This is a genomic window from Halodesulfovibrio spirochaetisodalis (assembly GCF_001672295.1).
GTDB lineage: Bacteria > Desulfobacterota > Desulfovibrionia > Desulfovibrionales > Desulfovibrionaceae > Halodesulfovibrio > Halodesulfovibrio spirochaetisodalis.
The window spans coordinates 1-14,239 of record NZ_JXMS01000036.1 but is presented as its reverse complement, the minus strand read 5'-3'; the positions used below and the strand labels follow the sequence as shown (position 1 = coordinate 14,239).

Below are 14,239 nucleotides of genomic sequence, written 5' to 3'. Positions count from 1 at the left end.
CTCCGGCGGGCAAGGAGCCAGCTACTTTTATCCTCTTGAGAGGAACGTTCTCTCGATTGCTATAGGCGAAAGAAACAGGTGGTAAAGACTATTGATCGAGGCTTTACTTCATATGCCAGAAAATGTGTCTGGTAACCAAGCGTTTTTATACAAGAAGAGTCTTGCACCTTTGGTTGCGTCCACGTACAGGTTGGTAACGTATGTTGGGTAAGCCTGAGGCTTCCATAAAAAACGTAGGCGAGTCACATATGCAAGTTTTTGGAGAGTCCAGAGAACCTTTTTACGGAAAAAGGTTCTCTGGTCGCCGAAGGCAAAAAAGTAGTTATCCAAGCAGGTGAGAAAAGTAATGGAACCGAAAATTATAGTTCACGGTGGTGCATGGACGATTCCTGACGATCGTAAGCAGGCTCACCTTGACGGGTGCCGGAATGCTGTTGAAGCAGCTTACCCTTTGCTGCTTCAAGGGGCGAGTGCGCTTGATGCCGTGCAGGCGGCTATCAATGTGCTTGAGCGCGATGAAACATTCGATGCAGGCCGTGGCGCAGTACTGAATGCCGACGGACAGATAGAACTAGACGCGTCCATTATGGATGGCAAGGACTTAAACTTTGGAGCAGTTGCCGGGGTGCGGCGTTTTATGACTCCGGTTGATATTGCGCGTAAGGTTCTTGAAACAGAATTTTGTTTCTTGATTGGTGACGGTGCAGAACGTTTTGCCCGTGAACAGGGGCTGGCAGAATGCGATCCGCGTGACCTGTTTGTCGAGCGGGAGTTGCAGCTGTACGAGAAGCTGCGCAGTCAGGACGGCTATTCAACAGATCAAGCCTTTGCACCTATGCCACAGGGAACTGTAGGGGCTGTTGCCATTGATAAAGATGGCAATATTGCAGCTTCAACGTCAACTGGCGGTACACCGTACAAGATGCCGGGACGAGTGGGAGATTCACCTATCTGCGGTGCTGGCGTGTATGCAGATAATGAGCTTGGTGGAGCTTCGTGCACTGGTTTTGGTGAAGGCGTTATCCGTACACTCATGTGCTCTAAGGCGTGTGAGTATTTAGCACAGCAAGATGCCAAAGGGGCGGCAACTGAAGCGATACACATGTTGTATCGTCGTGTCAGCGGACATGCTGGTGTAATTTTGCTGGATAAGAATGGGAACTACGGGATTTATCATAATACAGACCACATGGCACATGCCTATGTACTACCTGACGGTACGATTCATACGACAGTGCATATGGATGACTAATGAGGAACCGCCCGATTGGGCGGTTTTTTGGTAGCTATCCATTTATACGAGGCTGGTATCACTATAGTTTGAAGAATTTTTTTGTTTTTTTGCAAGTGAATGGATGTGAAAATAAGCCACCAAGATCATGCTGACTTACCTTTTCTGCAAATGTGATCAAAGTGTGGTAACTGGCACGAGCCGGAGCTGAACCCAGAATTAATTTTCTTACGCCCATGTCTTGTAGTTGTTCTATATTGTTGAATATAGGGCTTGCGAGAAAACTCACTGGAGCTGCTATTGCTGCTGTTAGTGATGCAATGGTTGTTTTTTCGACTGCTCCGGGAATGAGTATACAGTCAGCGCCAGCCGCAGCATAGCAGTTGGCGCGTTCTATTGTTGCTTCGAGACGTGTTCTTTCACTGCCGTGTGTTTGTAAGTATGCGTAGGTGCGAGCTGTAATTGTAAAGGGCACGTCCAGATCTTCTTTTAGCTTCAGAATAGAAGACAATTTTTTGATGTGTGTTTTTGTTTCTTCCACCGAAAAATTTTCGTGGGAAGTTGAATAAGATGTTGTGTCAGCAATACTAATTCCAACTGCTCCGGCGTTTATTACCTTTCTTACTGTTTCTACAGCTTCTTTACATGAGCTTCCATAGCCGTCCAGGACATCAACAGCGAGCGGGATGGATATTCGCGCTACTATTTTTTGAACGACAGAGAGCAACTCGTTGAGCGAAAGGACTTCACTTTCTGCGTACCCCAAAGAGTAGGCAATTCCTGCATTACTGGTAGCAACGGCTTTGTACCCTGCTTTTTCATAAATGACGGCACTGCCGGGATCCCATGCATTGGGAAGAAGGAAGAGAGAGTTGTCTGTGTGGAGTGCTTGAAAGAGTTGTGCTTTTTCTTTTTGACTCATCATAATCTACATCCTGTCTGTTACGAGTGTGCAAAAGGCGAGGGGTGAAAGCAAAATCCCCCGACTCCAGTAAATGGGAGGATAGGGGGAGGGCTCGCCAAGTTCACGATGCATTGTATTCTACTACCAGCATATGCGTAGGGAGAAGAGAGTATTAGTGCAGCCATAGCGTATTGCTCGCGAGCTGATGTGACATACCGTTATGGCATATATTCTTTCCTTGAATTTATTGCAGATAGTGAACGAAGTGCATCATGAATCCGTTGTAAATTATTGTGCATAGGTGGGTTTTGTTAATATTTTCAAGTGCAACAGGTCTTTTTTCATTTTAATTGCAAGAAAGTGTGGAGAAGGAATTTTAATATGATATGAAAGTTTTTTTGCTTTATGGGATAAGGTGTTTTATTTGCTGTTAAGCTTTATTAGGGGGGCATAATACTGAAGAAATTATCTGTTCTTGAAATAGAGTTTCTTCCATGAAGGATGAAGTATAGTGAAATGAGTTTTGATTGTTTTAGATAGGCGTAAATTTGTATTGAAAAGTAAATGTGCATATTGTGCTGTGATTTGAATAGGAAGCATAAAAAATTATGTGGCATTTCATTTACGACTATGATGACAGTGCAACATGTAAAATAACATTCAAGTAGTATAAGAAAAAGAAAATTTTTATTTTTTGAATAATGTAGTAGCATTTTGTCATAGTATGATTGAGCCATAAAAAAAGGATGCCCTTAACAAGGACATCCTTTTCTTATGCTATGGAGAATGAGTCTACAGACCCATTGCCTCACGGATTGCTTCGATACCGTGTTCTTCTACATAACGAGCAACGCGCTGTTTTTTCTTAGCGGTGTCGTTGTAGTGGGTCAGGAAGCGATCGAGAAGGTCGAGTGCTTCTTCTTCGGTAAGTTTTTCTGCAAGAGTATCTGCGATGCGTGGACGGGAACCGGAGTTACCACCGATAACCATAGTCCAGCCGCTTTTACCGCCGATGAAGCCGATGTCACGGATGTGGCTTTCAGAGCAACCGATAGGGCAGCCACAAACGCCAACTTTGATTTTAGCAGCAGTTTTAGCTGTGCCGATTTTTTCGTTAAGGGTCTTGCCGAGACCTAAGGAATCGCACTGACCCATTTTACACCAGTCTGTACCCGGACATGCCTGAATGTAGTGACCACCAATACGGAACGGTACTTCTTCTGCAGCATTTGCCATATCTTCTTCATTAAGACCGATGAGTGCGATGCGCTGGCCGGAAGTGATTTTGAGAAGAGGTACGTCGTATTTGTCCGCAACATCTGCGAGTTGACGAAGTTCATCTGCTGTTACAACGCCGGACGGCGGGGTAAGACGAATCTGGTAAGTTTCTTTATCGCGCTGAATAAGTGCGCTTGCAGGTAATGTTGCCATGTTTGACTCCAATATATGATGGTACGTACGTAAAAATTACGTGATATCTGTAATAAGGGACTCAAATAGCAAAACACGTTTGTCTTGTGCAAGGGGGAATTAGATAATGAAATTTGTCACTAACTAATTGCTTTTAAAACAGCATGTTATGACTATGTGCTCTTTTAGGCGCTACGACATTAGCTACGAATGAACCTCAATAAAGCCGTAATGCTCATGAGGGTGAGAAAGCAACACGCCTAGTCGCAGTCGAGAGGCCGCGCCTCTCGCGGGGATGCAAGGGGCTGGCCCCTTGCCCGCCGGAGGCATCAGTACAAACTATGAAAAGCGCCGCAGGCTGCAAGGTTACTGAGCAGCTTTAAAAAAGGAAAAAAGGCGCTGTACGTACTTTCCTGAAAGAACCTCGGGGATTGTGAACATAAGCGTTGAATGGTCTGGCAACGTACCTGTGAGGTTCAGGTATACTTGCGAGGATAGATGTTCAAGTGGTGTGTGCAGAATATCTTCCCAGATTGTTTTTGCCACATCCGGCGCTATGCCGGAAAGACGGCAGCGGAATGGTCGGTACTCGTATAACAGACAGCTGCCGTCTTTAAGTAGTGGGCAACATATGTCGGTGTTATAGAGGCAGAATGTGCCGGAAAGCCCTTCAGCACTAGTGTGTTCGTGGCGTACCACTTCTGCCGCGCGTGCTATGATGTCTGCGCGGGCAGTACTCGGGATAGAGGTGTTGAGATGCGTTGCGAGCGCAAGGGCTTCTATAAGAGTAAGCGGAACACAGGTATGGCAGCAGGCGTTGTCCAGTTTGCCGCACATGGAATCTACGTTATGCAGTGTAAGCTGGTCATCGATGGCTTCTTGCAGATGATTGTAGTCGGCAAGAAAAGGTTCCAGAGATTTTGCTGTAGCTTCCCCGAATTCCAGCGTCGGTGTTTTTATTTTGAGCGGGGCATTCTGTGCACCATATTTTCGTACCGTGCGCCACTGGGTAAAGTTTGTCGGTTCAGCGCGCAGGTTGTGGAGGACTTTCGCTGCACGTTTGTGCCCCAGCCCTCTACGGAGAAGATATGCGTTAAAAACTGTTCCGGTTCGGCCTATACCATGTCTGCAATGAATGTAGACATGCTTGCCGAGAAACATTTGTTCGTCGATCCAATCCAGAGCTTTGTCCAATTGCTCCAGTTCTGGTGCCTCTTCATCCTCAATGGGCAGGAAATACACTTCGAAACCGGCTTTTTCTTCTAACGCGGGAAGCTCGTTCATCTCGGCGCACAGGTTGAGTATGCAGGATATTTTTTGTTCTTTGACTGCTGCAAAGTGGCGTTGCGTGCAGGGGGCTGGCCCAAGCGCAAGGCGTGAAGAAACCCAGTGCACAGGAAATTCTGAACGTTCTGATGCAACGGAAGGCGCTTTGTATGAGACCGCACGCAACATGCAGGCAGCAATGTGCGATGCGCTTGAACGTATGCGCGTAAGTAGCGGGCGGGGATCAATCAATAGGTCAGGCTCCCGAGGTCTTGGAGAAACTCTTTTTCTAATGCATCAATATCTGTTGTGTCTTCAAGCCGCATGTCGAGCATACGTGTTTTAGCCAGCAGCAAGCCGAGTAAGGCCAGACGGCGCTGGATAATATGCTCTTCTTCCATACCATGCCGTGCGTTCAACATGTCGCCCTTGCGTTCGATGGCAAAGTTGTTCTTTGAAAGGATTCGCTCAATAAAATCAAGCCGCAAAGTGCGTTGGTGAGATTTTCCTCCACCCCCCATAAATCGGAACCGGATGTAGTTTTGCCTGTCTTTGTCACCGCACATGCAATCCACAACAGAGAAGTGATATCCGAAGCGGAGCATTGCATGCATGTATTTGTCAGAAATGATGGCGTAACTGGCAAGAAGTGGTGAGTCTTTTGAAATGATTCCGGCACTGACTTTATCAAAATGTTCCCAGTCAAAATGCGGGAGCGCATCATGCCACGTTACAAGCTCAGATGAAAGTCCGAACCAGAAAGCCCACATGGGTACAGAGGCAATGTCGCTATGTTCAACTTCTTTTTTCCCGGCTGCGGAATGAAACAATCCATTATCAAGATTAAGCACGTACATGCTTAAGGGAAGGTGTGTTTGCAGTTTACGTGAACCGGATAATCCACGGCTTGATTTATCCACGAGCGAGAACATTTCCTCCACGCCTTTTTCATGCACAAAGCGGACAAGGTCATGGAGCGATTTGCAGTATTCAGGCGCAAAGGACTCTGATGATGGATCAAGCAAGGTCAGCCTTGCGATGCGAGGAAGGACTTTTCCCAGCCGTGGAATAACGCCTTGCTGTATTTCTGTATTTTCCTGATGACAATCAGGAAGTATTCCATCGAAGATTGTACCTGTTGTTCCATCCACAGTGACCAGCTGGTCGTTTGTGTATCGTGTACAGGCATCTTTGACGCCACACAGCACTGGAACATTGAACTCGCGTGCAACTGAAGCAAAATGACTGGCAGCACTGCCTCGTTCTGCAATGACGCCGTTGAGGCGATGGATAACACGGGTAAGCACAGGGCCGAGGCCGCGGGTAACAAGAATGGTTCCGTGGGGAAGCTCTGTAATATCCTGACAATTTGCCACAACGCGCACTTTACCGCTTGCAATACCTATGGAGGCACATTCGTTATCGGTGTCCAGCGCTTTGAGATCGTGTTGTGGGCATATCGTTGCGGTTGTTTTGCCTTGTGGAACAGGACGGCTTTGGACAATAAAAATTCTGTTGCGGTGGTCAACAACCCACTCTACATCCTGCGGCTCCCCGAAAAAAGCTTCAAGCTGCTGCGCCTGAGCTGCAATGCGCTTAAGGGTTGGAACCGGAACTACACTGTTAGCTGGTTTCTCAATAAGGCGAGGTTTGGCTGTCTTGCTGACTAACGTTGTTTGCGCGGTTACAGAACCAGAAACAAGCTTTTCACCGATTCCCTCTGTTGCATAGATGGCGACAGCGGAATCGTTGGTATTCGCTATGTGTTCTGTTGGAGCAGTAGAATAGGCTACACCGGAACACGTTGCATCTACCATAGGCATGATTAACACAGCCATTGGGGTCTCGGTATCAGCCAAACCATTCATTATGCGGTAGGCAATGGCACGGGGAGTATATTTAGAAGCGACCACTTCTTTCCATGCCTGAATAATGTTAGCGGCTGTAACATCAAGAACAGAGGTATACTGACCGGCAAAGGAGGCCACGCCATCTTCTGCTACAGCGCTGGAGCGGACAGCGAGCTTTGTTCCGTTTTTGCCTAACTCAAGTGCTGCGATCTCAATTTCGTTGGCAATCGGGTCAGGCATTTCTGCATTAAGGATGAGTTCCTGCATTTCATACGAAAGCTCATCAAGAGTTGTGGCGTCTGATAAAGTAATTTCGCTGAGGCGCTTATCCAGTTCGTTGCGAAGGTCATTTACTTCAATAAAGTAATGGTAGGCATGGGAAGAAATGACTCGTGCGGGAAGAATATTAAGCCCTTTTTCTGAACTGATGCGGGCAAGGTTTGCGGCTTTTCCGCCAGCAGCCTCGAGCATCTCTTTTGCTTCAGCAAGAGTGAAAACGAAAGGCGGTTCAATCTGCGGCTCTTCAACACTTACACCCATGCGGACGTAAAAATTCAGCTTGGTCGCGTAGTCCTGCAAGTCCATGTACTTAACAGGGCTCATAAGCTGTAGCTGTTCGATAAGGCTACGGATATCTTTGCCCAGTTCTTCGGTAAGCCAGACTACACGTGTCCAGTCTGCTTGCTCGTGCCCGTAATGGATTTCTTCCAGCTCCGCAATGTGTTCCAGACATCGTTCATCAAGTCGCAAGAGTTCTTTGAAGGCATTGTATTTAGTGCGCAAAAGAGTCCCCGGTGCAAATGCACGGAATGTCCAATGCTTGAATAACTCGGTAATAAACATAATCCCTCTGAACCCGCTATATCCAACAACACGGATTGATATAAGTTTTGAGCATGCAGTAACTGCAGAGTGCGTAAGCGTATAGACATATGCCGAAATCAGAAATGGCGATGTTTTTCTAATGATAGCAAGAACAGCCGTAGGGTATTTGAGCAATGTAAGGGAGAAGCTATATGGTCATGACTCGTCTTGCATAATGCACGAGTAGAAATTGACTACATTGCTGCGTCCAGCACTTCCTTCACCTTGTTTTCCAGCTCTTCTTTATCAATTGGCTTTACACAATATTCGTTGGCACCGAGTTTGAGTGATTCCCGTGCTGTTTCGAGAGTGGGGTATCCGGTGAGCATAATGACCTGCGTTTGGGAAGAACGCTTTTTCAGTTCTGCCAGTACTTCTACTCCAGTCATCTTTCGGAGTTTGATGTCCAGAATTGCAAGAGCCGGGGTATTGTTCTGAGCATAATCCAAGGCTTCTTCCTCGTCTGTGAAAACAGCAACAGTATGCCCTTTGCGTTCTAAAATACGCTTAATAAGAATTCCTGCATCAATAACATCGTCGAGAACCATTATATCTGCCATTGTCGTGTCCTTGAAAGAGTTGGATAAGCAATGCGACTGAAGATTGTTCTTCTGTCTGCTGTTGCCCGTGGCTGCAGAGCGTTACGATACGCTATTCGTATCCCATTTCGTCTAACGGAAGAACTACTTTAAACGACGTTCCGGGCCCCCAGTTTTCCGTGCGTGTGGCACCGTCTTCCAATAATTGCTTCGGAGCAGGGCTGGTGGCTGAAATTGTTCCGCCGTGGTCTTGAATAATACCGAAAGAGACAGACAGGCCTAGTCCTGTTCCTTTTCCAACGGGTTTTGTACTGAAGAAAGGATCAAAAATAGAATCAATGTCATTGGTGGCAATGCCTGTGCCAGAATCTGTAAACCATACAGAAATGATTCCTTCATTAATATCTAGTTCAGTGCGGATATTGATAACTCCGTTATGACCTATTGCTTCAATAGCATTGGACATAAGGTTCATCCAGACCTGTTTCAACTGCTCTGGGTTACCGTAAATGATAGGCAGTCTGTCATCCAGATTCGGGATGATTTCTACATTTTCAAGCTTAAATGCGTGGCGTACCAACTGGACAACTTCCATGATGGAGTTGTTAAAGCACATTTCTTTTTTCTGACTTTTTGTCTGGTGTGAAAAATCAAGAAGATCTGCAACAATCTTTCTGCAAAACTTTGCCTGCTTTTCAACAACAACCAAATCTTTATGTACTTGCCCGTCATCAGGAAAATCTTCTTGAAGAAGCTGCGCGTATCCGAGGATAATGCCAAGCGGGGTGTTGATCTCATGTGCAACACCGCCAGCAAGTTTGCCTATAGACTCCAGCTTCTGGGAATGAATAAGCTGGTTCTGGTAATCTTTTACGTTGGTTATGTCGCGGGCTGTCCCTAATACTCCAATGGATTTCTTATGCTCATCGTGCACAGGAACTTTAAGAATATTAAACCATTTGCGGGAGCCGTCTTCCAGTACAATACGCACCTCACGATTAACCGGTTTTCCGGTGCGCAAAATTTGTTTTGTTTCTTTCAGGGTGTCAGCAGTGTTTAGCAGAGAAGATACTTCGTATTCTCTTTTTCCGATAATTTCTTCTTTGGATTTGTCCACAAAGGAGGCAAACGCCTGATTCACAGAGACATAGGTGCCGTTTTTATCAATAAGAGACAGTTGATCAGGGCTGGACTCGAATATTGTCCTGAGAATTTCTTGCTGTTTCGTCAGGTCATTTTTAGCTTCTTCAAGCTCGGCAATATGCCCGCGTAACGACAGGGACATGACATCAAACGTTTCTGCCAGTTCATGAATTTCGTCACCGGAGTTTTTAGCAAAAACAGGGCATTCCTCACAGTTGTTCAAATCGCGTGCAGATTTGTTGCTGCAATAGTTAGTGCACAGGGTATCACCAAGTTGCCAGCAGCGTCTGTCTGTATTGCCGTAGGCTGGGCATTCCCTTTGCTCACAATTGTACACTTCCCAACAGTTACGGTTCAGGCCGGAAGTCTGGTTCAGGTTCAGTTCCCCGCGAACAATGCTTTCTGCATACTGTCCCAACATACCAAGGCGGTAGGTTATCCTGTGGGCAAACTGTGTTGAAATGGCAAGGCTGATGATAAGGGTTATGGCTGTTACAAGCGAGATGGTCAGAATAAGACCATTCACAACAACCTGCACCTGACTTCTGGACAGGCCAAGGCGTGCTTGTCCGATAACAAGACCGCCGGCAGTTACGGGAGCTGCAAAGTCATAAAATTTGTCAGAGCCTGTATCGATAAGCTTGATGGACGGAGCAGCCTCTTTGGTGATCATGTTGGCGTGTTTAAGATCAACAGGAAAACCGTTTGTAAATGTGTGCGCAAGAATTTGACCGCTGCTGTTTATAAGAAAAGCGTATGCAACATCACTGTCAACAGTGCGCAACTCATCTACCATTTCCTTCATCTGGAGCAGGTCACCGGAGAGCATGGAGCTAGTTGTGCGCAGGGCAATATTGTCTGCCAGCACCTGTCCACGGCGCTTGGTTTCATGAATAAGTGAGTTTGCTGCGATGTTGGTAACAACAACCGCAAGCATAACTGAAAGGGAAATGATGATAAGGCTCATTCCCGCATTGAGTTTGGTTCGAAAACGCATTGAGTTTACTTTATTCAGCATTCTTCACCCGCTGAGCCGGCTTTGGAGGCAACGCCGGAAGGATGGATGTTTTATCATCCACGTCTATTTTATGAATGAGAGTGCGAACTGTATCATAATCAGAGTCTGATGCCGGAATAATACCGCAGGTGCGGGCTTTACGTAATATTGCAGCATCGTCAGAGTTATCCATTGAAAGTTTGAACATTGCCTGAGCTATTTTAGACACCACCTCTTTATCCATGCCTTTTCTGGCAGAGTAGACCCACCCCGGATATTCCGGTGTTACTGCAAGTACTCGAATCTGATCCAGATTAATTTTATCTTTCACGGTATCCAGAGCACCTTCACGGACGGAAGCAACGTCATACTTTCCTGCATAAACAGCGAGGGCGGCTTTTTCCTGTTTTCCGCCAGGGCCGGGAGCAAAGGCAATTTCTCTGAAATCATCAGCGTGGATATTGTGATCTAAAAAGTATCCCAGCGCATAGACGTAGCCACCTGCAGAATAAGGATCAACGGCTATCCAGCGTTTTCCTATGACATCATCAAGAGTGTTAATGGCTTTATTCTGGGCATGGACAATGATCTGCCCACGAAAAGCAGGGCGACCATCGGGTTCTTTAATGCGGGCAAAAGCGGAAGAACCAAGTCTGGCAAGTTGCACATAGACAACGGGATTAGAGAAGGAAATATCAATTTCTCCACGCTCAACCATGCGGATATGCTCAGCAAATGTGTCTGGAAATACCTGACGCATTGGCATCCCTGTCTCTTTGGCTATGTACTGGATAAGCTGGTTGTGTCGGGCATAGGATACTTCGTGCGAATATTGAGGAAGATAGGCGTAGGTTATTGCAGGTTCCGGAACCGGAACTTTGACAGATTCCCGTTTTGAAAAATCAACCTTCACAACGGGCACTTCTTCTCCGCATCCCTGCAATGCTACAGGCAGGCAAAGAAGAATAGCAAAAAGCAGCGTACGCAATATGTGATGCTTCAAGTTATAACCTTTTACGGAGCAGAATCTCTGTGAAGATTCTCAGGGAATGTCGCTAACCGGCAGCAACTGTTTTCTCTTTGGTTTGCGGAGCAGGATCGTGAGGCGAGGTGTTAAGCTCTTCCCATGACTTTATTTGATGAATCAGCTCAGAGTCTTCTTCCCGCATTGCTTCAATGTTTCGTAATACAGGAATGTATTTGCGTGTTTTATAGAGAGTATAGCGCAAGATGATGTAGCTTGTCAGGAGGACAAATGCATATCCCAGCGAAAGAGTGGTGGAGGAAATGAACTCTGTGCTGAAATTTGTAAGGCTGAGCTTGCCGAAGTCAAGTGACGGTACGGGAAAGCTTACAATATCAATACCAGTGAAACGGGTCTGCATCCAGCCCAATGCAAAGGGAACAGGCCACAGGGAGACAGCAAAAAAGGCCGCCTGTGCAAAAAAGACTTTCCCAAAATATTCATTGGCCCAGCGGTTTGTGGCTTTGAAGTTTGCTTTGTCTTTCTGCTTGATAGCTTCAATGGAGAGATTGTGCATGCGCACCATTTTTTCATTGAGTTTTGCGTAGTACGCTCTGTTAACCCGATAAATGAAGATAGAAGAAATTTCTCCTGCAAGGAGACACCACAGGGCTAATACAGCAGAACCCGTCCACATTGCTGCAACTGGATTAAGCAGCCAACGGTACGGGGCAATAAAAACAGGGTCGAGGATGAAAAAAATATTTTGCATATCCATGCGTTACCTCTCAAATAAAAATGTACTGCCGTCAGGCAGTTAAGCAGCATACAAGCCGGAGACGAGGTAGGGAGCCCGTCTCCGGCAAAGAGTGGTCGGCTAGAATGGAGGGAGAAGACTCATTCCAAGGAACCCTTTAGATGCGTAACGAATGCCAACGTAGAATGCGAGGAAGATAAAGAGGCGTTTGAGCCATACTTCCGGAATGTACTTGGAGGTACGTGGGCCAATGAAGGAACCTACGAGTACACCGAGGAGTTCTACGCCGATGAGAGGCCAGAATACTGGAGTATCTTTAACTACCATGTATGTGAAGATAGAGGTGGTCATACCGATGAGTACTGCCAGTGCAGAAGTGCCGGCAACAAGGTACATTGGAAGACCAGCTACACTTGTAAGGAATGGAACCAGAAGGAATCCGCCGCCAACACCGAGGAAGGAAGCAAGACCTGCGATAACAAATCCACCACATACAGGTACAAGCGGGTTAAAGGAAAATTCAACACCGTAGAAGGTGAATACGCATTTTGTAGGAGCGAAGGAAACAACTTTTACACCAAGTGCAGATGTGTCTACAGCGGAACCGGAGCGCTCTTCTTTAATGGATGCTTCAAATGCACGTGCAGCTTCTTTTGCTTTCTTTTTGTTTGCCTGACCGCGAGGAGTGGTTTCGTAGAGCAGGTAACAACCTAAGAACAGTACGAAGAGACCAAAGTAGCCGATGTATGCTTTAAGAGAAATTTGCCCAGCGGTAAGCCACGGAATAAGATATGAGCCGATGATGGAGCCTGTTGCAAGGGAAAGACCCAGCGGCAGCACAAGACGACCCATTTTGTAGTAGTTGAAAGAGGACATACCGGCAGAGGTACCAACAAGCCACTGGTTAGACACACGAATAGAGTCTGTTACCAGTTTGTTGAGTACAGGGGACTGCTTTTTGAAGCTGGATGCGTAGTTACCAAAACCGAAAATGGTAATGTGGCCAACACCAGCCATAATGCCGCCGAAAGCGCCAACAGTGGAGAAAATCCAGCCAACCCAGATCGCCCATAGGAAGCCGATAACAAGGTTAACGGAAGGAGCACCCGGAATACCTAAGAAGCCGGGAGCAGAAGAAGTGTTAATTTCGCCAACGCCAGTACCTTTTGGGGTAGCGTTAATTGCGTCAGCAAGACGGTCAGCCAGTGCGGGCTGAGAAAAGACAAGCAGGATAGCTGCAGCAAGCAGGGTAAGACTTACCCAGTTACGTCTGTTGGAAAACACGTGTACCTCCTCACGTAAAATGCGTTCCATTGTCGGGGCAGTAATGGCAGCTGCCCCGATTTATATAGCAATGTTATTTATTTTTTTTAAAAATGATGAGCGGACAGTTTTTACATACGTCCTGACCAGGGAAGCCGTCGCCAGGTTTAGTGATGGAAGAACTGCCGAGTTTGTCCATGCGTTCGAGCAAGCGTTCGTATGTTGCGATCATTTTTTCACCCGGAATCATTACGTTGATTTCACCACGTTCTGTTTTACCAGCGTTGTAGCTGCCGGAACATGCAGGAACCATGTTGAACTCGTTGGAAACGTGAGAGAACACAGTGCCGCCGCACGCAGAAGAGTTCATGGTAATTGCAGGACGGAGCGGGTGGGTATCGGTGCCTGCCATGTAGTCAACTGCAAGGTGGTATGCCTGCATGTTATCTACATAGAAGTGAACCACATCAGGTGTCTCGGTAGCGCTGGACAGTGGCATAACAGCCATGCCTACCATGCCTTCCGGCATCTGGGATTTAGTTTCGATAAAGCGCTTTGCCTGCTCTGGATTGCGGGTGTATTTTGCGTGGCTTTTAATTTCTGCGTCATCAAGGCCTTTCCAGCCGAAGCTGTAATGAGCGTTGGAGCAGGAGAGCATTTCTTTTGTGCCGTATACGTTCTGACCTTTCATACGTGCAGCGATTTCCCACTGACAGTAAGTCATAGGCTTGAGAGGCACATGCACTTCGTTTTCTTCAAGGTACTTGTCTGCTTCTGCCTGATCGTAGAAAAATTTAATCGCGATCGGGTAGTGGTAGAGGCGCATTTCGCGCATCAATGTGGCTTGCATTTCTTTAAAATCTACGGACATGATTCTTCTCCCGTTTGTTTCTTGTGAAGATTCAGTCATTCCACCACGTGTGGTGGTTGAGCTCGTTGTTTTGTGAGGATGGAATTATCAATGAGGTATTCAACCAGCAATAAAAACTGAAATAAAGAATTAAGTCACATTAATTCACAAGCAAGACCTTGTTTGGGGAGGAAAAAACAT

Annotated in this window: 11 protein-coding genes; 1 reads left to right on the top strand and 10 read right to left on the bottom strand. The window is 46.5% G+C overall.

All coding sequences use genetic code 11. The features are described 5' to 3' along the window. The first annotated feature begins 346 nt into the window (after nt 1-346). Complete coding sequence (locus tag SP90_RS15420; protein ID WP_066858421.1) at nt 347-1,252, top strand: isoaspartyl peptidase/L-asparaginase family protein; 906 nt, start codon at nt 347-349, stop codon at nt 1,250-1,252. Between the two features lie 61 nt (nt 1,253-1,313). Here the strand turns inward: SP90_RS15420 and SP90_RS15415 are convergent, their stop codons facing one another. From SP90_RS15415 to SP90_RS15370, 10 genes are all read right to left on the bottom strand, one after another. Continuing rightward, nucleotides 1,314-2,156 carry an isocitrate lyase/PEP mutase family protein gene (locus tag SP90_RS15415; RefSeq protein ID WP_066858418.1) on the bottom strand — a complete coding sequence of 281 codons (843 nt, stop codon included), beginning with the start codon at nt 2,154-2,156 and terminating at the stop codon, nt 1,314-1,316. Between the two features lie 771 nt (nt 2,157-2,927). Further along, complete coding sequence (locus tag SP90_RS15410; protein WP_066858415.1) at nt 2,928-3,566, bottom strand: nitrite/sulfite reductase domain-containing protein; 639 nt, start codon at nt 3,564-3,566, stop codon at nt 2,928-2,930. Nucleotides 3,567-3,911: 345 nt separating this feature from the next. After that, nucleotides 3,912-5,063: a protein-tyrosine phosphatase family protein gene (locus SP90_RS15405; protein ID WP_082936492.1), complete on the bottom strand. Its 1,152-nt coding sequence runs from the start codon at nt 5,061-5,063 to the stop codon at nt 3,912-3,914. Continuing rightward, a complete protein-coding gene (locus SP90_RS15400; RefSeq protein WP_066858412.1) occupies nt 5,060-7,504 on the bottom strand; it encodes a PEP/pyruvate-binding domain-containing protein in 2,445 nt (814 codons plus the stop codon). Before SP90_RS15400 ends, SP90_RS15405 begins: the two co-directional genes overlap by 4 nt. A 215-nt stretch (nt 7,505-7,719) precedes the next feature. Next, nucleotides 7,720-8,085, bottom strand: a complete 366-nt coding sequence (locus SP90_RS15395) for a response regulator (RefSeq protein ID WP_066858409.1) — start codon at nt 8,083-8,085, stop codon at nt 7,720-7,722. A 91-nt stretch (nt 8,086-8,176) separates the two neighbouring features. Then, nucleotides 8,177-10,225, bottom strand: a complete 2,049-nt coding sequence (locus tag SP90_RS15390; protein WP_066858406.1) for a two-component system sensor histidine kinase NtrB — start codon at nt 10,223-10,225, stop codon at nt 8,177-8,179. Next, on the bottom strand, nt 10,215-11,207 hold the full coding sequence (locus tag SP90_RS15385; RefSeq protein WP_066858403.1) for a phosphate/phosphite/phosphonate ABC transporter substrate-binding protein: 993 nt from the start codon (nt 11,205-11,207) through the stop codon (nt 10,215-10,217). The genes SP90_RS15390 and SP90_RS15385 overlap by 11 nt, the downstream gene beginning before the upstream one ends. Before the next feature lie 52 nt (nt 11,208-11,259). Next, the gene (locus SP90_RS15380; RefSeq protein WP_066858400.1) at nt 11,260-11,946 is read right to left on the bottom strand and encodes a hypothetical protein; all 687 of its coding nucleotides are present in this window, start codon (nt 11,944-11,946) and stop codon (nt 11,260-11,262) included. A gap of 99 nt (nt 11,947-12,045) precedes the next feature. Beyond that, nucleotides 12,046-13,239 (bottom strand): sulfite exporter TauE/SafE family protein, encoded by a 1,194-nt coding sequence (locus SP90_RS15375; RefSeq protein ID WP_407920039.1) that lies wholly within the window; start codon nt 13,237-13,239, stop codon nt 12,046-12,048. Nucleotides 13,240-13,282: 43 nt separating this feature from the next. Next, the gene (locus tag SP90_RS15370) at nt 13,283-14,059 is read right to left on the bottom strand and encodes a DUF169 domain-containing protein (protein WP_066858394.1); all 777 of its coding nucleotides are present in this window, start codon (nt 14,057-14,059) and stop codon (nt 13,283-13,285) included. Nucleotides 14,060-14,239: the final 180 nt, after the last annotated feature.

Excerpts from the sequence above, each read along its gene's own strand:
- SP90_RS15390 (WP_066858406.1), bottom strand. The coding sequence starts at position 10,225 with ATGCTGAATAAAGTAAACTCAATGCGTTTTCGAACCAAACTCAATGCG.
- SP90_RS15415 (WP_066858418.1), bottom strand. The coding sequence starts at position 2,156 with ATGATGAGTCAAAAAGAAAAAGCACAACTCTTTCAAGCACTCCACACA.
- SP90_RS15395 (WP_066858409.1), bottom strand. The coding sequence starts at position 8,085 with ATGGCAGATATAATGGTTCTCGACGATGTTATTGATGCAGGAATTCTT.
- SP90_RS15420 (WP_066858421.1), top strand. The coding sequence starts at position 347 with ATGGAACCGAAAATTATAGTTCACGGTGGTGCATGGACGATTCCTGAC.
- SP90_RS15370 (WP_066858394.1), bottom strand. The coding sequence starts at position 14,059 with ATGTCCGTAGATTTTAAAGAAATGCAAGCCACATTGATGCGCGAAATG.
- SP90_RS15375 (WP_407920039.1), bottom strand. The coding sequence starts at position 13,239 with ATGGAACGCATTTTACGTGAGGAGGTACACGTGTTTTCCAACAGACGT.
- SP90_RS15380 (WP_066858400.1), bottom strand. The coding sequence starts at position 11,946 with ATGGATATGCAAAATATTTTTTTCATCCTCGACCCTGTTTTTATTGCC.
- SP90_RS15410 (WP_066858415.1), bottom strand. The coding sequence starts at position 3,566 with ATGGCAACATTACCTGCAAGCGCACTTATTCAGCGCGATAAAGAAACT.
- SP90_RS15400 (WP_066858412.1), bottom strand. The coding sequence starts at position 7,504 with ATGTTTATTACCGAGTTATTCAAGCATTGGACATTCCGTGCATTTGCA.